General features: G+C 66.1%; 17 protein-coding genes. 5 read left to right on the top strand and 12 right to left on the bottom strand.

The features are described from left to right. Position 1: 1 nt before the first annotated feature. Positions 2-427, bottom strand: a complete 426-nt coding sequence (locus AC1TXO_RS21485; RefSeq protein ID WP_486403596.1) for a pilus assembly protein PilZ — start codon at positions 425-427, stop codon at positions 2-4. Next, positions 424-2064, bottom strand: a complete 1641-nt coding sequence (locus AC1TXO_RS21490; RefSeq protein ID WP_486403597.1) for a bifunctional UDP-sugar hydrolase/5'-nucleotidase — start codon at positions 2062-2064, stop codon at positions 424-426. Before AC1TXO_RS21490 ends, AC1TXO_RS21485 begins: the two co-directional genes overlap by 4 nt. A 226-nt stretch (positions 2065-2290) precedes the next feature. Between AC1TXO_RS21490 and AC1TXO_RS21495 the strand changes: the two genes are divergently transcribed. After that, positions 2291-4360, top strand: a complete 2070-nt coding sequence (locus tag AC1TXO_RS21495) for a PhoX family protein (RefSeq protein WP_486403598.1) — start codon at positions 2291-2293, stop codon at positions 4358-4360. A gap of 174 nt (positions 4361-4534) precedes the next feature. Here AC1TXO_RS21495 and gspK read toward each other — a convergent pair whose 3' ends face one another. Next, positions 4535-5497 (bottom strand): type II secretion system minor pseudopilin GspK, encoded by a 963-nt coding sequence (gspK, locus tag AC1TXO_RS21500; RefSeq protein WP_486403599.1) that lies wholly within the window; start codon positions 5495-5497, stop codon positions 4535-4537. A gap of 147 nt (positions 5498-5644) precedes the next feature. Between gspK and tatA the strand changes: the two genes are divergently transcribed. After that, a complete protein-coding gene (gene tatA / locus AC1TXO_RS21505; RefSeq protein WP_486403600.1) occupies positions 5645-5845 on the top strand; it encodes a twin-arginine translocase TatA/TatE family subunit in 201 nt (66 codons plus the stop codon). 112 nt (positions 5846-5957) lie between these two features. Continuing rightward, complete coding sequence (locus AC1TXO_RS21510) at positions 5958-7976, top strand: HET-C-related protein (RefSeq protein ID WP_486403601.1); 2019 nt, start codon at positions 5958-5960, stop codon at positions 7974-7976. A 73-nt stretch (positions 7977-8049) separates the two neighbouring features. On the opposite strand, the gene cutA is transcribed toward AC1TXO_RS21510, so the two are convergent. Both cutA and purL read right to left on the bottom strand, forming a co-directional pair. After that, the gene (cutA, locus tag AC1TXO_RS21515; protein ID WP_486403602.1) at positions 8050-8361 is read right to left on the bottom strand and encodes a divalent cation tolerance protein CutA; all 312 of its coding nucleotides are present in this window, start codon (positions 8359-8361) and stop codon (positions 8050-8052) included. Between the two features lie 2 nt (positions 8362-8363). Beyond that, positions 8364-12263, bottom strand: coding sequence for a phosphoribosylformylglycinamidine synthase (gene purL / locus AC1TXO_RS21520; RefSeq protein WP_486403603.1), 3900 nt, complete (start codon positions 12261-12263; stop codon positions 8364-8366). A 253-nt stretch (positions 12264-12516) separates the two neighbouring features. Between purL and mltF the strand changes: the two genes are divergently transcribed. Then, entirely contained in the window at positions 12517-13974 is a 1458-nt protein-coding gene (mltF, locus tag AC1TXO_RS21525; protein WP_486403604.1) for a membrane-bound lytic murein transglycosylase MltF, read from the top strand. A 55-nt stretch (positions 13975-14029) separates the two neighbouring features. Here mltF and tadA read toward each other — a convergent pair whose 3' ends face one another. Both tadA and AC1TXO_RS21535 read right to left on the bottom strand, forming a co-directional pair. After that, on the bottom strand, positions 14030-14509 hold the full coding sequence (gene tadA / locus AC1TXO_RS21530; RefSeq protein WP_486403605.1) for a tRNA adenosine(34) deaminase TadA: 480 nt from the start codon (positions 14507-14509) through the stop codon (positions 14030-14032). Then, a complete protein-coding gene (locus tag AC1TXO_RS21535; RefSeq protein WP_486403606.1) occupies positions 14509-15891 on the bottom strand; it encodes a multicopper oxidase family protein in 1383 nt (460 codons plus the stop codon). Before AC1TXO_RS21535 ends, tadA begins: the two co-directional genes overlap by 1 nt. A 193-nt stretch (positions 15892-16084) precedes the next feature. Here AC1TXO_RS21535 and AC1TXO_RS21540 point away from each other — a divergent pair, with 193 nt between their 5' ends. Continuing rightward, positions 16085-16777 carry a class I SAM-dependent methyltransferase gene (locus tag AC1TXO_RS21540; RefSeq protein WP_486403607.1) on the top strand — a complete coding sequence of 231 codons (693 nt, stop codon included), beginning with the start codon at positions 16085-16087 and terminating at the stop codon, positions 16775-16777. On the opposite strand, the gene AC1TXO_RS21545 is transcribed toward AC1TXO_RS21540, so the two are convergent. The 5 genes from AC1TXO_RS21545 to ptsP form a co-directional block, all read right to left on the bottom strand. Next, on the bottom strand, positions 16728-18140 hold the full coding sequence (locus AC1TXO_RS21545; protein WP_486403608.1) for a heavy metal sensor histidine kinase: 1413 nt from the start codon (positions 18138-18140) through the stop codon (positions 16728-16730). The genes AC1TXO_RS21540 and AC1TXO_RS21545 overlap by 50 nt on opposite strands. Continuing rightward, on the bottom strand, positions 18137-18811 hold the full coding sequence (locus AC1TXO_RS21550) for a heavy metal response regulator transcription factor (RefSeq protein ID WP_486403609.1): 675 nt from the start codon (positions 18809-18811) through the stop codon (positions 18137-18139). Before AC1TXO_RS21550 ends, AC1TXO_RS21545 begins: the two co-directional genes overlap by 4 nt. A gap of 66 nt (positions 18812-18877) precedes the next feature. After that, a complete protein-coding gene (locus tag AC1TXO_RS21555) occupies positions 18878-19561 on the bottom strand; it encodes an alpha/beta fold hydrolase (RefSeq protein WP_486406880.1) in 684 nt (227 codons plus the stop codon). Between the two features lie 223 nt (positions 19562-19784). After that, positions 19785-20066: a PTS sugar transporter subunit IIB gene (locus AC1TXO_RS21560; RefSeq protein WP_486403610.1), complete on the bottom strand. Its 282-nt coding sequence runs from the start codon at positions 20064-20066 to the stop codon at positions 19785-19787. A gap of 2 nt (positions 20067-20068) precedes the next feature. Next, on the bottom strand, positions 20069-22600 hold the full coding sequence (gene ptsP / locus AC1TXO_RS21565; RefSeq protein ID WP_486403611.1) for a phosphoenolpyruvate--protein phosphotransferase: 2532 nt from the start codon (positions 22598-22600) through the stop codon (positions 20069-20071). Positions 22601-22606 lie beyond the last annotated feature (6 nt).

The raw sequence follows: 22606 nt of genomic DNA on the forward strand, positions 1-22606 counted from the left end.
CTCATCCTTGCCGCTTGAAGCCGGTCACGGCGGGCCGTGGCGGCCAGGGCAGGCGCTCGCGCCGCCCCTGGTTGTCGAAAATCAGGCCATCGGCATCGATGTCCTGCAGCACGATCCCCGGCGCCAGGCGTTGCCCGCGCCCCAGGGTGCGAACCTGCTGGCCGAAACGCAGTACCACCACCGTGGCGGACAGCGGCTGGGCCTTGAGCCCGCCGAGGTATTGCAGCGGCAGGCGGGTCAGGGGAATGCCGCCCTCTTCGGGCGGCGCCTGCCAGTGACCGGCCATCAGGCCCGGCAGGGTCGGTGTCTGTTCGCGAGGCGGGCTGAGCGGCTGCGGCTGGCGACTCAGTTGCAGGATGCACTGGGCGGCAAGCCAGCCGGCGAGGGTCAGCAGCAGCAGGCTGGGCAGACGCGCGAGCCCGATCACGACGCCACCTGGCGCGGATGCCACCCCGGATGCCCCTGCACATAGCGCACTTGCGGCAATTGCAGCGGCGCCAACTGCCAGTCCGGCCCCTGGCGTGCCAGCCAGGCCTCGACTTTCTGCCACAGCGGCTCACCGGCCTGGGCATCCAGGTGCAGGCCGAAGGTGCGGCACAGCCCCTGTACCGAGGCCAGCCCGGCCACGCGCTTGCCCGTCGGGCTGTAGCTGACCTGCCAGGCGTGGCCTTGCCAGCGCGGTAGGTCCTGGCTGTTGTCGAGCAGCAGCGGGTCGCCGAACAGTTGCTCGGCAGCGTTTTCCAGCACCTGCTCGACCTGCTGCGCAGGCGCCTCGACCACCGGTGCCGGGTAGCCACCGGTGAGGCAGATCAGGTGCTCGCGGGTGATTGCCTGGCCAGCGGGCAACGGGTGGTCGTAGCGCAGCCCTGGCAGCAGCACCGGCATGCTCGAGTCATCGGCCAGGGCCTGGTGCAGCAGGCGATCCCAGCTGCCAGCACGGGTATCACGGCGCCACAAGGCCTGGGGTGCGCGGGCCAGCGGCTGGTCGAGCCAGGCGGCATGGCCGGCGCGCTGCTGGCGCAGCGTGGTGCGCAACTGGCTGGCACGCGCTTGGGCAACTGGCGAAAGTTGATGTTCGAAAGCGGGCACGAAGCGCGCCTCGAATCGCCACTGCCCTGCGGTTTGCCGGCAGCGCAGGCGATAGACGCCACTGGCGCGACAGCCCGCGAACAGCACCGGTACCTGGCGCCCCGACGCTTGCGTCACAGGTACCGGTGCAGGCCACAGGTCCTGGCCACGGGCACACAACAGGACATCGATTTCGTCGATCCGCTCAGCCAGCCAGAGGCCGGGGCCAGTGCCGACATCCGCCAGGGCGACCACCAGGTCGGCCTCGCGCCGGGCTTGCTGGAAGCTGGGCAGCAATGATTGGTACCACTGCTTGAGCGAGGCCTTCTGATCCTGGGCGTAAGGGTCAGTCACACCGACCACCGCAATGCGCACGCCGCCGCGCTCGAACACGCGCAGGGGCTCGATACCCAGGCCCTTGGCCTGTTCAGCAGCAAGGCCGGCGCCGAGGGTGATCGCCGGGGACTGACGATAAAGCGCTGCGCAACGTTGCGGCCACAGTACGCGCTCGTCACTGCTCACGCGTACGTCGCTGGCCAGCATGCGGCTGCCCTGCACGCCACTCTCGCCCTGGGTCAGGTAGGCCAGGCCGCTGCCGTTCCAGCCCTGGCCGTTTTCCAGGGTGAGGCAGCGCTCGACACCGGCTTCGCTGCGCACCTGCTCCAGCAGCGCGGCCAGCACCGCATAACCGCCGACAGGCGCCTGGCCGGCCTGATTGGCGTCAAGCAGCACCGCGAGCCCGGCATGTCCGCTGCTGGCATGACTGCCGGTCATCCAGGGCGCACGGCCCAGGTGGCTGACCGGGCCCAGGCGCGTGGCCGGCACTACCGGCAAGCCGGGTTCGCGGGCATCGAGGGTATCGGCGACATACAGCAGTTCCAGCGAGGCATCACCGCCGCGCTGAGCGGGCATCGCGGAGCAGGCACCGAGCAGCGGCGCCAGGGCGCCGAGGCCGATCCAGCCAATCACATCGCGTCTGCGCACACTGCTCGCCATCGACTCCGCCGTCCTTAACCCGAGTTCACGTTGGGCCCCGGATATTGGGGTGACGGCATGACAGTTTGATGGCAGAAATCCGACAGCCGCGGCAGGATAGTTCTGACAAATCTTGTTACTAATAGCCGCAGGTTTTAAAAGCCCGTTAACATTTCTGCCAATCAATCATCATACTGGCCCCCTACAGTCGCGGTTCCTCTTACTCAGCCACTACAAGGACACCCTGATGAGTCGAGAAACCGGCGATAACCTGGACCGGAACCTGAGCGGCAACGTGCCGATGGCCAGCGTGATGGATGCCTACCTGAGCCGTCGCAGCGTGATGCGCGGCAGCCTCGGCGCGGCCATCGCGATGATCGCAGGCACCGGCCTGACCGCCTGTTTCGACGGGGGTGGCGGCAGTTCCCATCACGATGACCCGGCCACCGAGCCGCCTGTCACCGAGCCGCAACCACAGCCCAAGCTCAAGCTGGGCTTCCAGTCCATCGCCGGCTCGCGCACCGACGCCTGCGTCATTGCCGCCGGCTACAGCGCCTACGTGATCGCCCCGTGGGGCACGCCGCTGAACAGCAACGGCAACCCGTGGAAATCCGACGGCAGCAACACCTCGACCGACCAGGCCAACGCCATGGGCATGAACCATGACGGCATGCACTTCTTCCCCATCAACGGCAGCTCCGACGACGGTCTGCTGGCGATCAACTTCGAGTACATCGAGGCCGACGCCCTGCACCCCAACGGCCCGACCACCGACGGCAGCGGCAAGCGTCCGGTCGAGGAAGTGCGCAAGGAGATCAACGCCCATGGTGCCGGCGTGGTGCGCCTGAGCAAGGTCAACGGCCGCTGGCAGGTAATGCAGAACGACCCGCTCAACCGCCGCTTCACCACCGCCTCGCTGATGGACATCGCCGGCCCGCTGCGCGGCACCGATCACGTCAAGACCAAGTTCTCGCCGACCGGCACCCAGGCCCGCGGCACCAACAACAACTGTGGCAACGGCTACACGCCGTGGGGCACCTACCTGACCTGCGAAGAGAACTGGCCCGGCATCTTCGTCAACAAGGCCACACGCCCCGCCGACCAGGTGCGTATCGGCGTCAGCGCGACCAGCGGCCAGTACAAGTGGGAGACTGCCGCAGGCGATGCCAGTGAAGTCAGCGACGAGTTCGCCCGCTTCAACATCACCCCGACCGGCGCCAGCGCCACCGCCGACTACCGCAACGAAGCCAGCACCTATGGCTACATCGTCGAGATCGACCCGTACAACAGCGCCACCCTGGCAGTGAAACGCACCGCCCTTGGCCGCTTCCGTCACGAGGGCTGCTGCCCGGGGCTGCCGGTCGCGGGCAAGCCGCTGGTGTGGTACACCGGCGACGACTCGAACAACGAATACCTGTACAAGTTCGTCTCCGACGCGGTCTGGGATCCGGCCGACGCCACCCCGGCCGACCGCCTGGCCACCGGGGCCAAGTACATGGACAAGGGCAAGCTCTACGTGGCGCGCTTCAATGCCGACGGCACGGGCGTGTGGCTGCTGCTGGACGTGGCCACCCCGACCACCGCCGGCAGCACCCTGGGCGCGCTGTACGGTGATTTGCCGGGCATCATCCTCAACACCCGCGGCGCAGGCGACGCAGTCGGCGCCACGCCGATGGACCGCCCGGAGTGGACGGCCGTCAACCCGCTCAATGGCGACGCCTACCTGACCCTGACCAACAACAGCGCGCGCACCGCCGCGAAGGTGGATGCGGCCAACCCGCGCGGCCCGAACCGCCATGGCCACATCATCCGCTGGCACGACAGCGACGATCACAAGAGCTTCACCTGGGACATCTTCGTGTTCGGCGCCAACGCAGCCGGTGCACCGGACATCAATCGCTCGGGCCTCACCGAACTGAACCAGTTCGCCAGCCCCGACGGCATGAGCTTCGATAGCCGTGGTGTGCTGTGGTTCGAGACCGACAACGGCGAGACCACCCTGACTAGCTACACCAATGACCAGTTGCTGGCGGTGATCCCGACCGACCTGGTCGATGCCAGTGGCAAGCAGGTCCCGGTCAATGCACAGAACCAGGTGGACCTGCGCCGGTTCTTCGTCGGCCCTAATGGCTGCGAGGTAACGGGGATCAGCTTCACGCCGGACAACAAGACGCTGTTCATCAACATCCAGCATCCGGGGAACTGGCCTTACACCGACAAGGCCACCGATGTGACGCCAGCGGGTGGCCGGGTGCGGCCGCGGGCCTCCACCGTGGTGATTCAGCGTAATGATGGCGGTGAAATCGGCACCGCCTGACCCGGCAAGCGCGCATAGAGGCTGGATCTCGATCATGATCCTGATCTGGCTTCTAGGCGCGCAATAGCCCAGACGCCGCGACTCGCGACCTCAGGAGACCGAGCGCAGGCGTCTGGCAAATGGATAGTCCTCCCATCCACGCAGCCCCAATGGCAGGAACAAGAAGGCAAAAACCTAGAGCACCGGCTCCCGCCCCCGAACCCGAACCTGCTGCGCCGGCACCCGCGCATGCCACTGCACCACCCCCAACGCCTCCACCTGAAACTGACTGCGCACCACCCGCCCTTCTTCCTCGAACGAAAGCTGCAACAAGAAGAAGCCGCCATTGAGCAGCAACCCCTCGCTCAACCGCGCAAAGCTCTCGTCATCCAACGCCCCCAGCGCCTGACGCAGCGCCCCGGCATCGACATAACCCGAAGCCGGCCGGTTGCTGATGATGCGGCTGAGCAGCGAGCGCGAAAAATGCCCTTCGTAGAGCGCCTCCAGCAATGGCAGGTGCTCCAGGTTCAAGGCATTGGCATTGAGCCGCCAGCCGCTGGTCTGTGGCAGCGCACACAACATCGGATAACGTGCCTGGCGCTGCGCATCGGCCTCCAGCAGCAGGTTCAGTTCGCTGGGATCGAGCATCGCCTGGTTGGCCGCCAGGCGTGGCGGCCGCTGGCGCAGATACTGGGCACTCTCGGCGCCTTGCAGGCGCGTGTCGCTGTCGGCATCCAGCCAGTCGGCGAGGGCATCGACCAGACGCTCGGCCGCCATGTCATCGCCGAGCAAGCGGCGCAACTGACGCTCTGCGCGCTCTGCGTCCTCGCCCAGCAAGGCGTTGACGTTGAAGCAGGTATGCTGGTCGCGCACCTGCAGGCGCGCCTTGCCTGTGCCAAAGTCATACTCCAGCGCCTGCCCGCGCAAGGCCTGCCAGAACAGCGGGCTGGCGCGCCAGGCCGGGTCGCGCAGGGCCTGGCTGGCATACGCCAGGCCTGCCTGTTCCATCGCCCGGACCTGCACGCGCTGGCGCAATAAACGCGTTTCATCGACCTGCCGACGTCCTTCCTCGACCAGCCAGGCCAGGCCCGCCGCCAGCATCGCCAGCGCCACCATCACCATCAGCAAGGCCACGCCCTGTTGCCGCCTGCCACCCATCGCCTCACGCCTCATCGTCCGTGGAGGCGTCAGTCAACACGGCGTGTGTTGCAGGCACATGGCAAAACCCATCGACCGTCACCGGCGCGTCATCTGCAACCGGCAACATTGGCCTTTCTTTTCATGACCTTACAGGAGTTCTCAGCCATGGGTGGTATCGGTATCTGGCAACTGGTGATCGTGGTGCTGCTGGTGTTCCTGCTGTTCGGCACCAAGCGCCTGAAAAGCCTGGGCAGCGATGTCGGGGAAGCGATCCAGGGGTTTCGCAGGTCGATGGGCAGTGACGCCGACGACAGTGCCCAGCCGAATGCACAGGTCCGGCAGCAATCGACGGATCGCCAAGGCTGAGCACATGGCGCGCGCAAAACGCTGAAAAGGCGTGCAGCGGGAGGCGTTGCCTGCTCCCTCCGGCTGCATCCTGCGCACATGCTGGGGGCTTCATCCATCGACGAGTCCCGCCATGTCCCCCTTCTCGCTGCACACCACTTTCGCCATCGATCGGCTGACCGACATCGCCCGGCCGCTCTCGCCGCAGGCCTTCCACGCCCTGCTCGTCCCCGTGTTCGGCGACGACCTGCCAGACACCAGCTACCACCGGCTGCAGGCCGCACTGCTCGATGGCTCCTTGCCCCCTCCCATACACCGAATCGGCGACTGTGAAGAGGGTAAAGCCTGTTACGACAATAACCTCCGTATCATCTGCATCGACCCCGAGGTCATCACAGCTGCGCGACAACAACCGCAGTCCGCCGTTGAACTGGCAACCATCCTGCTGCACGAGTTCGGCCATCATCTGGACAATCTGCTGCGCCACCATTTCACACCGAGCCCGACCGATGGCGGTACAGCGGTTGCCGACGACGCGCCGCTGGAAGAAGGTGCACGCTTCGCCTGGCTGATCGGCTGCGTCGGGTCCGAGCAGCAGGGGCCACTGGATATCGCCTGGCTGATCGAAAGAGGCCAGATCACCTTCCTGCAGGCCGAGGACCAGGCAATGCGACGTTTCATCCGTCAGAGCCAGGATGAAGATGCGCAGTCAGCAGACACTCGCCATGGCAGCCGCGAAGGCTTCTCGGCAGGAAAGGGTGACGAGCACAACCCCGAGCACTCCTGGGGCCATGAGTCGATCGAGGACCGCCTCCAGTTGGCAGGCTTCAACGAGAAACAGCGCAAGGCCATCTACTTCGGCAACTGGCTGCGCGACTACTCGCAATTGCTCGACCCCAAGCTGGTACGTCCCGCAGACGCACCGAAAGAGTTCCCGATGAAGATTTCCCGGGAAGTCCTGACCCAACTCGTGGACCTGCTGGCGCTGAAGGCATTCCCCAGCCTGCAAGGCACGCCGGAAGAACGCCGCCACTATGTGGTCACCCCGCAAATGCTCGGGGTCTATCGTCCCAGCGAGCACATCGACAATCCCTACAACCCTGGAGCCTCGGTCGCCGATCCAAGCCGCATCGATGCCGACTTCGAGGCGCCTGTCGCACAGGACGATCCGCGGCTGCAGGTCGACCCGCTCACGTCCATGAAGCGCCACATCTTCACCTCCGTCGACTACATGTGCGAGCGCCTACGCGATGCGATGGCAGAAGGCCCTACCCCCAGGGGCCTGCGCGAGTTCGGTGCAGCCCTGCATGTACTGGAGGATTATTTCGCCCACTCCAACTATGCCGAGTTGAGCCTGCGCAAGCAGGGTCACGACACTGTATTGACCTGGACTGCACAGGCAGACTGCAAACACGGCTGGCCCGTCGTCACCGGCATGTTCGCCGGCAGTGACGTGATCGCCAGCCTGGCTGAACCCATGGCGAAGATCCTGTTCGCACCCTCCGGAAGTTTCGAAAACATCACCCCGGGACAACGTTCGGACACCGAACTGGCACTGCTGATCCTGCTTCAGGATCACCCAGACCCAAAGTGGCAGGAATACCTCAGGACCTCGCTCGAAGTGCGCGACACCCTGGCAGACCTGCCGGGCTTCAACGCCATGAGACGCGTATCCTGGATCACAGGATCGCCACTGCGCGCCGCCACCGACCTGCCAAAGCTGGGCTACCGGACGCTGCTCAACCTGGCCGGCAACTCGGTCGATGAGTTGCAGACACTGAGGATGGGCAATCCCATGCTCACCGGCTCGACCAACCCGACCCACTCCCAGCTGGCCAAGGACCATGACGTCCACCCCCTGCATACCCTGGCGACCTTGATGGCGCGCGTGGCCGTGTATGAAGTCGGCTTTGCCATGCGCAAGTATTGGGACGGCAAGCGCCTGCGCGACCCGGTCAAGGTTGCGCGCAGCTACTTCACCCATCCCAACGACAGTGAATGGCAGGATGAACTGGTCCGGGCATGGGCCACCGAACACGCTGCCGAAATCAGGAAAGCCTGCGATGCGGCCATATTCGAACAACTTCACGGGCATGAGGCCCCGAGCGTCGACAAAAGCGCCTGGGAGCGCCTGACCGGATTGTTCAGCTAAGCGGAAAAACAAAGAGCCCCGGCAGGAGACTGCCGGGGCTCTTTGTTAAAACAACGCACAAGCGCAGGTGGGTTCAGAAGTCTGCCAGCGGCCAGACTTCATAGGCCGGGGTCTGGTAAGGGTGGCTCTGCTTCAAGGCAGCGACCACGGCGCCGACCCGTTCATCGGCCACCACCAGCTCGACCTTCCACTCCTCCACCGTCTCGACCTGGCCTGTCTGCCCGAGGAACGGCCGACTGCCGTCCAGCGGGCGAAACTGGCCCTGGCCAAGCGTCTGCCACGCGCAGTGGTCGTAGTCACCGATGCGTCCGCCTCCAGCGGCGAACACGGCGGCCTTGACCACCTCGACATGGCTGGCAGGGACGAAGAAGGCGAGCTTGTACACCCTTAGTTCACCCACACCCGCGCATTGCGGAACATGCGCATCAGCGCGGCATCTTCCTGCCACTCATCCGGGCGCCAGGAGTTCTGCACGGCGCGGAACACACGCTCCGGGTGCGGCATCATGATGGTCACGCGGCCGTCGCGGCTGGTGAGGCCGGTGATGCCGCGCGGCGAACCGTTCGGGTTGGCCGGGTACTGCTCGGTGACCTTGCCGTGGTTGTCGACGAAGCGCAGGGCCACGCAACCGGACAGATCGGCTTCCAGCAGTGCCTCTTCGCTGGCGAACTCGGCATGGCCTTCACCGTGGGCGATGGCGATCGGCATGCGCGAACCGGCCATGCCCTGCAGGAAGATCGAGTTGGACTTCTGCACCTCGACCATGGCCACGCGCGCCTCGAACTGCTCCGAGCGGTTGCGCACGAAGTGCGGCCAGTACTCGGTGCCCGGGATCAGCTCGTGCAGGTTGGACATCATCTGGCAACCGTTGCACACGCCCAGGGCAAAGCTGTCGGTACGCTCGAAGAAGGCCTGGAAGGCATCGCGGGCACGGCTGTTGAACAGCGCCGACTTGGCCCAGCCTTCACCGGCACCCAGCACGTCACCGTAGGAGAAGCCGCCGCAGGCGACCAGGCCCTTGAAGGCTTCGAAGTCGACGCGACCGGCGAGGATGTCGCTCATGTGCACGTCGATGGCAGCGAAACCTGCACGGTCGAAGGCCGCAGCCATCTCGACCTGGCCGTTGACGCCCTGCTCGCGCAGGATCGCCACTTGCGGACGCACGCCCTTCTTGATGTACGGCGCGGCAACGTCTTCGTTGACGTCGTAGCCGAGCTTGACCGACAGACCCGGATTGTCTTCCTCGAGCAGGACGTCGAATTCCTGGTCGGCGCAGTCGGCGTTGTCACGCAGGCGCTGGATCTGGTAGCTGGTCTCGGCCCACTGGCGCTGCAGCATGCGACGGTCGTCGTCGAACAGCACTTCGCCGTTGAGGCTGATGGACACCTCGGCATTGTTGACCGGCTTGCCGATCACCGCCACGCACTCCTCGCCCAGGCCGGCGGCGCTGAACTGCGCCAGCACGTCGGGAGTCGCGTCCTGGCGAACCTGGATGACCGCGCCCAGCTCTTCGTTGAAGAGAATGGCCGGCACCTCGGCCTTGCTGTCGGTCAGCGGATCGAGTTGCAGGTCGAGGCCGCAATGACCGGCGAAGGCCATTTCCAGCACGGTGGTCAGCAGGCCGCCGTCGGAACGGTCGTGGTAGGCCAGCAGGTGGCCGTCGGCGTTCAGGCCCTGGATCACGGCGAAGAAGGCCTTGAGGTCTTCGGCGTCGTCGACGTCCGGTGCCTGGGCCGCGAGCTTGCCGTAGGTCTGGGCGAGGATCGAGGCGCCCATGCGGTTCTTGCCGCGGCCCAGGTCGATCAGGATCAGGTCGGTCTCGCCCTTGTCCATGCGCAGTTGCGGGGTCAGGGTCTGGCGGATGTCGGTGACCGGGGCGAAGCCGGTGATGATCAGCGACATCGGCGAAGTGACGCTCTTGTCGACGCCCTCCTCGCTCCACTTGGTCTTCATCGACATCGAGTCTTTGCCGACCGGAATGGTGATGCCCAGCTCGGGGCACAGCTCCATGCCGACGGCCTTGACGGTGTCGTACAGGCGCGCGTCTTCACCCGGATGGCCAGCAGCGGACATCCAGTTGGCCGACAGTTTGATGTCGGACAGCTTGTCGATGCGCGAAGCCGCCAGGTTGGTGATGGTCTCGCCGATCGCCATGCGCCCGGAAGCCGGGGCATCCAGCAGCGCCAGCGGAGTGCGCTCGCCCATGGCCATGGCTTCGCCGGTGTAGACGTCGAAGCTGGTGGCGGTGACCGCGCAGTCGGCCACCGGTACCTGCCATGGGCCGACCATCTGGTCGCGGGCGACCAGGCCGGTGATGGTGCGGTCGCCGATGGTGATCAGGAAGCTCTTGCTGGCCACGGCCGGGTGGCTCAGCACGCGCTGCACGGCGGCGTCCAGGTCAAGCTCGCTCGGGTCGAAGTCATCGCCCAGCTCGGCTTCGCGGGTCACCGAACGGTGCATGCGTGGCGGCTTGCCGAGCAGCACGTCGAGCGGCATGTCCACCGGGGTGTTGTCGAAGTGGCTGTCGGTCACGGTCAGGTGCGGCTCTTCGGTGGCTTCACCGACCACGGCGAACGGGCAGCGCTCGCGCTCGCAGATGGCCTGGAAGCGCTCGAAGTCGACGGCGCTGACAGCCAGTACATAACGCTCCTGCGATTCGTTGCTCCAGATTTCGTGCGGGGCCATGCCCGGCTCGTCGTTGGGCACGTTGCGCAGTTCGAAGCGGCCACCACGGCCACCATCGTTGACCAGCTCGGGGAAGGCGTTGGAGATGCCACCGGCGCCGACGTCGTGGATGAAGGCGATCGGGTTCTTGTCACCCAGTTGCCAGCAACGGTCGATGACCTCCTGGCAGCGGCGCTCCATTTCCGGGTTTTCGCGCTGTACCGAGGCGAAGTCCAGGTCGGCCGAGCTGGCGCCGGTGGCCACCGACGAGGCAGCGCCGCCGCCCAGGCCGATCAGCATGGCCGGGCCACCGAGCACGATCAGCTTGGCACCGACGGTGATCTCGCCTTTCTGCACGTGGTCTTCGCGGATGTTGCCCATGCCGCCGGCCAGCATGATCGGCTTGTGGTAGCCGCGCACTTCTTCGCCGTGCGGGGTGTCGATGGCCTGTTCGAAGGTACGGAAGAAGCCGGTCAGGGCAGGACGGCCGAATTCGTTGTTGAACGCGGCGCCGCCCAGCGGACCCTCGATCATGATGTCGAGGGCGTCGACGATGCGTTCCGGCTTGCCGTAGGCCTGTTCCCACGGCTGCTCGTAGCCCGGGATCCGCAGGTTGGACACGGTGAAGCCGGTGAGGCCAGCCTTGGGCTTGGCGCCACGGCCGGTTGCGCCTTCGTCGCGGATTTCGCCGCCGGAGCCGGTGGAGGCGCCGGAGAACGGGGCGATGGCGGTCGGGTGGTTGTGCGTCTCGACCTTCATCAGGATGTGCACCGGCTCCTGCACCGCGCCGTACTGGCGGGTTTCAGGGTTCGGGAAGAAGCGCCCGGCGACACTGCCGACGATCACCGAGGCGTTGTCCTTGTAGGCCGACAGCACGCCTTCGTTGTGCATCTGGTAGGTGTTCTTGATCATGCCGAACAGGCTCTTTTCCTGAGCCTGGCCGTCGATGTCCCAACTGGCGTTGAAGATCTTGTGGCGGCAGTGCTCGGAGTTGGCCTGGGCGAACATCATCAGTTCGATGTCGTTCGGGTTGCGCGCGAGGTTCTGGAAGGCATTGACCAGGTAGTCGATCTCGTCTTCGGCCAGGGCCAGGCCCAGGTCGATGTTGGCCTGGGCCAGGGCGGCGCGGCCACCGGCGAGGATGTCGACCGAGGTCATCGGCTTGGGCTGGGCATGGCTGAACAGGTCAGCGGCCTGCTCCAGGCGAGCCAGCACGCGCTGGGTCATGCGGTCGTGCAGTTCGGCGGCGATGAGTTGCGCATCGGCGTCGCTGAGGCTGCCGGCCACGTAGTAGGCGATACCGCGCTCGAGGCGCTGGATCGACTGCAGGCCGCAGTTGTGGGCGATGTCGCTGGCCTTGGAGGCCCAGGGCGAAATGGTGCCCAGGCGCGGGACGACCAGGAACAGGCGGCCGCTCGGCTCCTGCACCGGCACGCTCGGGCCGTACTTGAGCAGACGGCCCAGCACCTGCTGCTGGTCGGCGGTCAGCTCGCCGTCGACGTCGGCGAAGTGGGCGAATTCGGCATACAAACCAGTAACAGCGGGGACTTTCTGGCTCAGTTGCTCGAGTAATTTACCGTGGCGAAAGGCAGAAAGGGCAGGAGCGCCGCGCAGGATCAACATCGTCGGGACAGCCTCAAGAAGGGGTGTGCTTGGAGGCCGTGCATTCTAGCCTAATTCCGTGGCTTTCGGCACCCGCCAGAGGGCAATGCTGCCGGGCGGCGGAACCGGACCTCGGGGTCAGAAATTCGCGGGGCTGGCTGGGGGGGCGCGCAAGGGCGATCTGCCGGTTACCGGCCCGCCAAAGGTCCGCTACCAGACAAGCTTACCGTTGTCGAGATATGGCGCCGACGGTCCTTTGCGTATACTGCACCCTATGTTCGCCCACACTGCTTTGCGCCAGCGCTGCGCCAGATGGCTCTTCGCAACCGGACTCTTCCTGATGCTCGGTGCCTGTGTTGAAAAACCCAGCACTCTCGAGCGTGTGAAGGAGGACGGCGTGCTGCGCGTCATAACCCGCAACAGCCCGGCCACCTACTTCCAGGACCGCAACGGCGAAACCGGCTTCGAGTACGAACTGGTCAAGCGTTTCGCCGACGATCTGGGCGTCAAGCTGGAGATCGAGACCGCCGACAACCTCGACGACCTCTTCGACCAGCTGGGCAAACCGTCCGGCCCGGTACTGGCCGCCGCCGGACTGGTCAGCAGCGAGCAGCGCACCACCCAGGCGAAATTCTCCCACCCGTATCTGGAAGTGACCCCCCAGGTCATCTACCGCAACGGCCGTTCGCGGCCAACCGAACCCAAGGACCTGGTCGGCAAGAAGATCATGGTGCTCAAGGGCAGCAGCCACGCCGAACAGCTGGCCGGGCTGAAAAAGCAGTACCCGGCGCTGGAGTACGAGGAATCCGATGCCGTGGAGGTGGTCGACCTGCTGCGCATGGTCGATGAAGGCCAGATCGACCTGACGCTGGTCGACTCGAACGAGCTGGCGATGAACCAGGTGTACTTCTCCAACGTGCGCGTGGCCTTCGACCTGGGCGACGCCCGCGACCAGCGCTGGGCCGTGGCCGCCGGGGAAGACAACAGCCTGCTCAACGAGATCAACGATTTTCTCGACAAGGCGCAGAAGAACGGCACCCTGCAGCGCCTGAAGGACCGTTACTACGGCCATGTCGACGTCCTCGGCTATGTCGGCGCCTACACCTTCGCCCAGCACCTGCAGCAGCGCCTGCCCAAGTACGAGAAGCACTTCAAGAGCTATGCCAAGGTCGAGCAGGTCGATTGGCGGCTGCTGGCAGCCATCGGCTACCAGGAATCGATGTGGCAGCCGGAAGTGACCTCCAAGACCGGCGTGCGCGGCCTGATGATGCTGACCCAGCGCACCGCCCAGGCCATGGGCGTGTCGAACCGGCTGGACCCCAGGCAGAGCATCATGGGCGGGGCGAAGTACTTCATGCTCATCAAGGAGCAGCTCGACGACAGCATCCAGGAGCCGGACCGCACCTGGTTCGCCCTGGCCGCCTACAACGTCGGCAGCGGCCACCTGGAAGACGCCCGCACCCTGGCCAAGCGCGAGGGGCTGAACCCGAACAAGTGGCTGGACGTGAAGAAGATGCTGCCCCGCCTGTCGCAGAAACAGTGGTACAGCAAGACCAAGTACGGCTACGCCCGCGGCGGCGAGCCGGTGCACTTCGTGGCCAACATCCGTCGCTACTACGACATCCTCACCTGGGTGACCCAGCCGCAGCTCGAAGGCCAGGTGGCCGAAGGCAACCTGCATGTACCTGCGGTGAACAAGGACAAGCCGGCGGAACAATCACCGCCGATGTAACCCTGCAGCGCATTTTCCGTGGGAGCGGGCTTGCCCGCGAAGAGAGCGCTGAAGGTCAGACCTTGGCCCGCCGGGCCTTGAAGAACTCGCTCAGTATCGCCCCGCACGCCTCGGCCAATACCCCGCCTTCCACCATCACCCGGTGGTTGAGAAAACCCTGCCCGAAGAACTGCCCCTGGCTCTGCACCACACCCGCCTTGGGCTCCAGCGCGCCATACACCACCCGCTCGATCCGCGAATGGACGATCAACCCCGCGCACATGCTGCAGGGCTCGAGAGTCACGTACAGGGTGCTGCCAGGCAGTCGGTAGTTGCTGACGGCCCTGGCCGCATCGCGGATGGCGACCATTTCGGCGTGGGCGCTGGGGTCGCTGTCGGTGATCGGCCGGTTGAAGCCACGGCCGATGACCTGCCCCTGCTGCACCAGCACCGCCCCTACGGGCACCTCGCCAAGCAAGGCGCCTTCGGCGGCCAGCTCCAGGGCCAGTTGCATGAATTCCTGATCACGGCTGCGATCGATGATCCGCGGGCGCATCAGACCACCGCGATCGCGGCCATCAGGCCGGTTTCCATATGGTCGATCACATGGCAGTGGAACATCCAGGTGCCCGGGTTATCCGCCACCAGCGCCACCTGGGCACGCTCGTTCCTGCCCAGCAGGTAGGTGTCGGTAAACCACGGCTCGGTGATCTTGCGGCGATTGGAGGCGATCACCTTGAAACTCATGCCGTGCAGGTGGATGGGGTGCTGGTACTGGGTCATGTTCTTCAGCTCGAAGATGTAGCTGTTGCCCTTCTTCAGCGTGGCGATCGGTCGGTCGGCGCAGGTCTTGTCGGTGATATCCCAGGCCTGGCCGTTGATCTGCCACAGGCTTGGCGGCTTGCCGTTCTCGGTGTTGACCGAGACCTGGCCGGCCCATTCGAAATTGAAGTTCAGCTTTTCGGCGTTCTCAAGGTCCGGCTCTGCGACCGGGTTGGGCGGCAGCGCCTTGGGCCAGTCACCCGGCGTCTCGCTGCTGGCGACCGAACGCAGGGTGCCCAGGCGCACGAAGCCGTCGCGCAGGGAAATCTCCTCGCCGGCCTCGGGAATACGGATCGCCAGGCAGATACGCATGCCGGGGCCAAGCCAGTATTCATCTTCCAGCGGCCGAGGGGTTACCGGGTTGCCATCGAGCGCATAGACCATCGCCTCGTAGTTGCCCTTGAGGTTGATGCGGTAGGTCCAGGTGTTGTCCAGGTTGAGCAGCCGCACACGCACCACCTGGCCTGCGGGCAATTCGGTGACCGCCTCGGCCTTGCCATTGATGGTGATCAAGCGGCCAGCCGTACCATTGCGCGCCGCTTCGCGAGGCACGCTGAATGGCATGAATTCGCCCTGCTCGTCTACGTGCCAGGTCTTCAGGCTCAGGGTGCGTTCATGCCTGAACCCGGTCGGCTCGCGCTCCTCGACGATCAGCGGCCCGACCAGGCCACGCCCCAGCTCCTCGGAACTGCTGACGTGCGGGTGGTACCAGTAGCTGCCGGCGTCCGGCACGCGGAACTTGTAGTCGAAGAACTCGCCCGGCTTGACCGGCAGTTGCGACACATAGGGTACGCCGTCCATTTCCAGCGGCAGGCGGATGCCGTGCCAGTGGATGGTGGTTTCCACCGGCAGGTGGTTGATGAAGCGCACCCGCAGCCAGGTGCCCTGGCGTACTCGCAGCTCGGTGCCCGGTGCCGACGGCCCGAAAGCCCAGGCCTCGGTCTTGAAGCCGGGGACCAGCTCGACATCCAGCGGCGCCGCGATCAATTCGTAGTCGTGCCCGACGTTGTCGTCCTCGACCTTGCCCAGCCAGTAGCGTGCCGCGCCTCCGGCGCCCAGGCCAACCACGACGAGGCCGGTCAGGCCCTTGAGCATTTGTCGACGGGTAAAGGACATTGGTGCGGGTACCTCGTTGTGCGCAATCAAGCTGCCAGCAGGGCTGGCAATGAAGGGCGAATACGATACACCTGCGATTGAGAAAGATTAAGTGATCTGTTGTCGCGGCGCGTTGCACATCGGGATCGGGGGCTTTACAAAATCAAGTAACATCATAAGATACATTAAACCCCTGCACTGCCGAGCGTCCGCCATGAGCTTCAACGATCCGACCCAGATTGCCGACTACAGCGAACGTACCGCCCGCATCGTCCCCGCCCTGCACGACCTGCACAGGATGACCGGGCTGCTGCTGGCCGAACGTGCCGACGCCGATGCCCAGGTATTGGTACTGGGCGCAGGTGGCGGACTGGAACTCAAGGCACTGGCCAGCCAATATCCTGGCTGGCGCTTCAGCGGCGTGGATCCGTCAGGGGAAATGCTCGAGCTGGCGCGTCGCAACCTCGGCCCGCTGGCGGAGCGCGTCGACTGGCATCAGGGCTATATCGACAGCGCCCCGGTCGGCCCCTTCGATGCAGCAACCTGCCTGCTGACCCTGCATTTTCTTGCTGCAGATGAGCGCCTGGCGACCCTGCGCGAGCTGCACCGCCGCCTGCGCCCGGGCGCACCGCTGGTGATCGCGCACCACAGCTTCGCCAATGAAGGCCAGGCCCAGGACCTGTGGCTCGCGCGCAACGCCGCCTTCGCCAGCGCCTCGGGCGTCCCGGCCAGCCAGGCCCAGGGCAGCATTGCCGCGATCAAGGCGCACCTGCCAGTGCTGCCCCCCGAGCAGGACGTCGCGCTGATTCACCAGGCCGGCTTCGAGGGTGTCGAGCTGTTCTACTGCGCCCTGACGTTCAAGGGTTGGCTGGCGTATCGCGGCCAGGACGCGGAAATGCCAGGGTGAAGCAGGTCGAGCCGTCGCCGCTCTCGGCCCAGCAGCGCCCCTGGTGCAGGTGCATGATCGAGCGCACGATCGACAGCCCCAGACCGCTGGACTGCGCCGAATGCTGGCGTGAAGCGTCGACCCGGTAGAAGCGCTCGAACACGCTTTGCAGGTGCTCGGGGGCAATCGCCTGGCCCCGGTTGCGCACCTGGATCAGCACTTCATCGTCCTGCTCGCAGGCGGTCACCTCGATGACGCTGCCCGGCTCGGCGAAACGCACCGCGTTGGCGAGCAGGTTGGCCAGCGCCCGGCGCAGCAGTGCGGCGTCAGCCCACACCGTGCCCTGGGCACGCCAGGCCAGACGCACATCACGTTCGCCGGCCAGGTCCTCGAAGTAGTCGCACAGACGGCCCAGCTCCTGGGCCAGCACCAGCCCGGTGCGGTCGATGGGATGCTCGGCATGCTCGGCGCGGGCCAGGAACAGCATGTTGTCGATCATCCGCGACAGCCGCTGCAGTTCCTCGAAATGCGAGCCCAGCAGGCGCTGGTAGTAGTGCGGCTCACGCGTCTGGCCCAGGCCGACCTCGGTCTGCCCGAGCAGGTTGTTGATCGGCGTGCGCAGGTCGTGGGCCATGTCGGCGCTGACCTGCTTGAGCTGCTCGAAACCCCGTTCGAGACGCGCCAGCATGGCATTGAACTGGACGATCAAGGCGTCCAGTTCGGCAGGCGCATCATCGCGCTGCAAACGCTGCGACAAGGTGCCGACCCCGATGGTCGCGGTCTGTCGCGCCAGGCGGCGCAACGGCGACATGCCGCGGCGCGCCAGCACATAGGCCAGGGCCGCCGCCAGCACCGCCATCACCGAGGAAAACAGGATGATGTTGTCGCGGTATTCGCGCAGGATGCGGGTGCGCTCGGTGAGCAGGCGCCCCGAGAGGATTTCCAGCGCCGCGCCACCGCCCGGTGGCTCGCTGAGCACCGCGGTATAGATGAAGGGCGTGCCATCGGCCGTGGTGCTGCGCTGCACCGCATCGAGCCCCAGCGCATCGCCTGCCGGCAGCGGCGTCACCTGCGGCACCTGGCGGCGCCCCGGATTGACCTCCAGCAGCGGCGCGCCGGCAACCGGCCGGATCACCAGCAGGGATTCGGTATTGCCAAGCATGTTGGCGAACAGTTGCGGCTTGTCGCGCACCAGCTCGCGCGCATCCATGTCGCGCAGCAGCGTGCGGATCTGCTCCACGCGGGTCAGCAGTGCGCCGTCGTCACGCAGGGCCAGTTGCTGGCCGAGGGCGACGTACAGTGCACCGCCGAGCAGCGCCAGGGCGACGAAGGAGAAGGTCGCCAGCAACAAGGCCAGGCGCACGGTCAGTGACAGGCGCCTCATGCCTCGAGCTCGCAGCGGTAACCGACGCCGTGCACGGTATGGATCAAGCGCACCGCGAAGGGCTCGTCGATCTTCTGGCGCAGGCGCCGCACCGCGACATCGACCACGTTGGTGTCGCTGTCGAAGTTCATGTCCCACACCCGCGAGGCCAGGAAGGTGCGTGACAGCACCTGCTCAGGGTGCTGGAGGAAGCACACCAGCAGCTTGAACTCCTTGCTGGTCAGGTCGATGCGCACGCCGCCGCGCTCGCAGCGATGCTTGCCCAGGTCCACGCGCAGATCGCCCAGGCTGAGGCTTTCCTCGTCCTGCTGCGGCTGGCCGCGGCGCAGGATGATGCGGATCCGCGCCAGCAGTTCAGCGAAGGAAAAGGGTTTGACCAGGTATTCGTCGGCGCCCAGTTCCAGGCCACGCAGCCGATCCTCGAGGGTGCCGCGGGCGCTGAGGAACAGCACTGGAGTGCGCGCCTGGGCGCGCAGTTTCTGCATCACCGTCCAGCCATCGAGCCCAGGCAGCATCACGTCCAGCAGGATCAGGTCGTAGGGGGTCTCGCGGGCCATGTGCAGGCCGTCGATGCCGTTGTCGGCGCGGTCGACGCTGTAGCCAGCCTCGCCCAGGCCGCCGGCCAGATAGTCGGCGGTCTTGGCTTCGTCTTCGATGATGAGGATTTTCACTGACCCGCGTCTCCAACCCACCTGCCGGCACCGACGCAGTATAGCGCGGTGCCCGGCCCGACTGGCTCAGTTGCCCGGGACATGTGCAGCCTGCAGGATCAGCTTGGCCACCGCTTCAGGCTGGGAGATCAGCGACACATGGCTGGCGTTGAGCTCGATGGTGTGGGCGTTCATGCGTTTGGCCATGAAACGCTGCTGCTCGGTGTTGATGGTGTGGTCCTGGGTCGAGACGGCATACCAGCTCGGCTTGTCTTTCCAGGCCGCGACGGTGGTCCTGGCGGTCTTGATGCCGGCGCCGATGGGCTGCTGTACGGCGTAGTAGGTTTCGGCCTCGGCCTTGGGCAGGTCGCCGGCGAAGTCGTTGACGAAGGCGTTCTCGCTGAGCATGCCGTAGCCATCTGCCGACCATTGCAGGCCAGCGCCTGCCGGGGCCGCCGGGAAGCGCTTGGTCAGCGCCGGGTAGTCTTCGCCGGCCTCCGGGGCGCGGGCGGCGATGTAGACCAGGCCTTTGACCTTGTCGACATCACCGGCCTGGCTGATGACCATGCCACCGTAGGAGTGACCGACCAGGATCACCGGGCCGTCCTGCTGGGCCAGGGCACGATTGACGGCGGCGACGTCGTCGTCCAGCGAAGTGGTCGGGTTCTGGACCGCCGTCACGTGCAGGCCCTTGGCTTGCAGCAACGGAATGACCTTGCCCCAGCTGGAGGCATCGGCGAACAGGCCGTGGACCAGCACGATGTTCTTCACTTCCTGCGGCGCGCTGTCGGCGGCCGAGGCGGAGGTGGCGCCGATGGCGGCGCCGGCGAGTGACAGGGCAAGGACCAGCGAGCGGAGTTTCATGGGGGTTTCCTCAGGGTGCGTTCGGGAGTGGGATCACTGTACGAAGCCGGGGGAAACCGGGGCATGACCCGGTCATTACAAAAGAATGACGGAGCTGTGCGTGCCTGTGCCGCGATAGCGCCGGAACAGGCTACACAACACCCACCAGCAGGTGCACGACCCCACCCGCCAGCACCATGACCCCGGGGACCCCGGCCGCCTTCAGTGCGCCCTCGTCCAGCCGCGCCGGCTCGAGCAACTGCACGCGCACGCGGGTCAACGCGACGCGCTGCTGCGACTGGAGATTCCCTGCCCCACCCAATGCCGCCAGCACCTCTGGCACCAGTTCACCGACCACCGCCGGTGCGGACTCCTCGGCAATCAGGTCCGGCGTCAGCGCCTTCCAGAATGCCCGCTGCAATTTCTCGAACATGCTCAGCCCTCCACGGCCAATGAAGTTTCGACGTCGCGTGCCTGATAGCCGCGCAAAGCCTCGCGCACCTGATCGGCTTCCTCCAGCCCCAGCACGCGACGGGCCAGCTGCTGGCAATCCTGCAGGCCAAGTTCGCGCACCCGGGCCTTGATGGTCGGAATCAGCGGCACACTGACCGACAATTCATCCACCCCCAATCCCAGCAGCACCGGCACGGCCAGCGACTCCGACGCCAGCGCACCGCAGACCCCGACCCACTTGCCGTGGGCATGGGCAGCCTTGACCGTGGTGGCGATCAGACGCAGCACCGCCGGGTGGAAGCTGTCGGCCTGGCCGGCCAGGCGCGGATGGTCGCGGTCCATGGCCAGGGTGTACTGGGTCAGGTCATTGGTGCCGATGGAGAAGAAATCCACCTCCGGCGCAAACACATCGGCCATCAGCGCCGCTGATGGCACCTCGATCATGATCCCCAGCTTGGGCAGGCTTGCCAGGCCGAGGGCATCCGCTTCCTCCTGCAGGATCTTGCGGGCCTGGCGCAGTTCCGAGAGCAGGCTGACCATCGGCAGCATGATGTGCAGGCGTGCCTCACCGGCACTGGCGAGGATGGCGCGAAACTGCTCGCGCAACAGTTGCGGGCGTTCCAGGCACAGGCGGATGCCGCGCAGACCGAGGAAGGGGTTTTCTTCCGCGGCCATCGGCACGTAGGCCAGCGGCTTGTCGCCGCCGACATCCAGGGTGCGCACCACCAGGTTGCGCTCCGGGCCCAGCGCGCGCGCGATCGCGCTGTAGGTATCGGCCTGTTCCTGCGGGCTGGGCGCACGGTTGCGGTCCAGGTAGAGGAACTCCGAACGCAGCAGGCCGACACCTTCGCCGCCCAATTCGACCGATTGTCGTGTCTCCTGCAGCGAGGCCACATTGGCGCTCACCTCGACCCGATGACCATCGACGGTGAGCGCAGGCTGGTGTGCCTGCTGCAGGTCCTGTGCGCGACGCAGCCCCTGCTGCCTGCGGTCGCTGCGCTGGCGCTCGATAGCGGCCGGGTCGGGATCGAGTTGCAGCTCGCCCTTGTCGGCATCGAGCAACACCTGGGTGCCATCCGCCAGGGCCAGCACGCTCGGCGGCACGCCACAGATCGCCGGCAGACCCAGCGCCCGGGCGAGGATCGCCACATGGCTGGTCGCACCGCCGCCAACGGTGACGAAGCCCAGCACCTTGTCGGGGTCCAGGCTCGCGGTCTGCGACGGGGTCAACTGCTCGGCCACCAGGATCGCCTGGTCGGGCAGCGCCCAGGCACTGTCTGCCACGCCGAGAATCAACTTCAGCACCCGTTGCCCGACATCGGACAGATCAGCGGCGCGCTCGGCGAGCAAGGCGCTGCCCAGCCCCTGGAACAGCGCACCTGTTGCCAGCGTGGCGCTGTTCCAGGCGAATGCGGCGCTCTTGCCCTCGGCCAGCAATCGATGGGCCTGCTCGAGCAGCGTCGGGTCTTCCAGCAGTTCCTGGTGGGCGCGGAAGATTTCGGCCTGGGCTGCGCTGCCCGCCTTGGCTTGCATCGCCTGCAGCGCACGCTCGGCTTCGTGCAAGGCGCGGTCGAGCGCGGCGCGCTCCTGCGCCAGCCCGACACCCGATTCGCTGATCGACAGCTCAGGCTCGACAACCTGAACCACCTGTCCAAACGCCGAGCCAGGCGATGCGCAGACGCCACGCAACAGGGTTTCCTGCTCGCTGTCGGCCAGCTCCTGCGGCTCATCGCCCAGCACGCTCACCGCCTCGCCGCACCCTTCCAGCAGCAGTGCGCTCAACGCGGCGAGCGCCGCTTCGGCATCCTCGCCTGCCGCACTGACCTGCACGGCATCCCCCTGCGAGGTCTGCAGCGCCATGATCGCCACCAGCGACTTGGCATTGGCGCTCGCAGTGCCCTTGTGCAGGCAGATGCTCGCCTTGAAACCCTTGGCCGCCTGGGCCAGCACCGCCGCCGGGCGGGCATGCAGGCCGTTGGCATTGGGCAGCACCAGCGGCCGGGTGAACAGCGCCTCGCCCGCCTCGTCCTCTGCCGGGTCCGCGCCTTGCTGCGCGGTCACGCACAGCAGCGGCTGGCCCAGTTGCACCTGCACCCCGTCCGCTGTCAGCAAGGTGAAGGGCTCGCCGCTGACCACCAGCATCAGGGTCAGCAGGCTGCGCGCGTGCAAAGCGATGTAGTCGGCATCGAACTCGATCAGCGGCTGGCCCGCCTCGACCCGCTGGCCTTCCTCGACCAGCCGGGTGAAACCCTTGCCGGCCAGGTTCACGGTGTCCAGGCCGACATGCAGCAGCACCTGGACACCTTGGGCACCGGTGACGCTGACGGCATGGCCGCTGTCCTGGATGTTGCTGACCGTACCGGCAAGCGGTGCGCACAGCACCGAGGATGTCGGATCCAGGCACAGGCCATCGCCGACCAGACGGCTGGAGAAGGCAGGATCGGGCACCTTGTCCAGGGCGAGCAGCACCCCGGACAGGGGAGCCAGCAGTTCCAGCGGTTGGGATGAGGTCATGACGTC

The sequence above is a fragment of the Pseudomonas sp. FA117 genome (assembly GCF_057370475.1).

Coding starts and splice junctions, on each gene's coding strand:
- AC1TXO_RS21510 (WP_486403601.1), top strand. CDS start 5,958: ATGTCCCCCTTCTCGCTGCACACCACTTTCGCCATCGATCGGCTGACC.
- mltF (WP_486403604.1), top strand. CDS start 12,517: ATGTTCGCCCACACTGCTTTGCGCCAGCGCTGCGCCAGATGGCTCTTC.
- tadA (WP_486403605.1), bottom strand. CDS start 14,509: ATGCGCCCGCGGATCATCGATCGCAGCCGTGATCAGGAATTCATGCAA.
- AC1TXO_RS21490 (WP_486403597.1), bottom strand. CDS start 2,064: ATGGCGAGCAGTGTGCGCAGACGCGATGTGATTGGCTGGATCGGCCTC.
- AC1TXO_RS21495 (WP_486403598.1), top strand. CDS start 2,291: ATGAGTCGAGAAACCGGCGATAACCTGGACCGGAACCTGAGCGGCAAC.
- AC1TXO_RS21560 (WP_486403610.1), bottom strand. CDS start 20,066: ATGTTCGAGAAATTGCAGCGGGCATTCTGGAAGGCGCTGACGCCGGAC.
- AC1TXO_RS21545 (WP_486403608.1), bottom strand. CDS start 18,140: ATGAGGCGCCTGTCACTGACCGTGCGCCTGGCCTTGTTGCTGGCGACC.
- purL (WP_486403603.1), bottom strand. CDS start 12,263: ATGTTGATCCTGCGCGGCGCTCCTGCCCTTTCTGCCTTTCGCCACGGT.
- tatA (WP_486403600.1), top strand. CDS start 5,645: ATGGGTGGTATCGGTATCTGGCAACTGGTGATCGTGGTGCTGCTGGTG.
- ptsP (WP_486403611.1), bottom strand. CDS start 22,600: ATGACCTCATCCCAACCGCTGGAACTGCTGGCTCCCCTGTCCGGGGTG.
- AC1TXO_RS21535 (WP_486403606.1), bottom strand. CDS start 15,891: ATGTCCTTTACCCGTCGACAAATGCTCAAGGGCCTGACCGGCCTCGTC.
- AC1TXO_RS21540 (WP_486403607.1), top strand. CDS start 16,085: ATGAGCTTCAACGATCCGACCCAGATTGCCGACTACAGCGAACGTACC.
- gspK (WP_486403599.1), bottom strand. CDS start 5,497: ATGGGTGGCAGGCGGCAACAGGGCGTGGCCTTGCTGATGGTGATGGTG.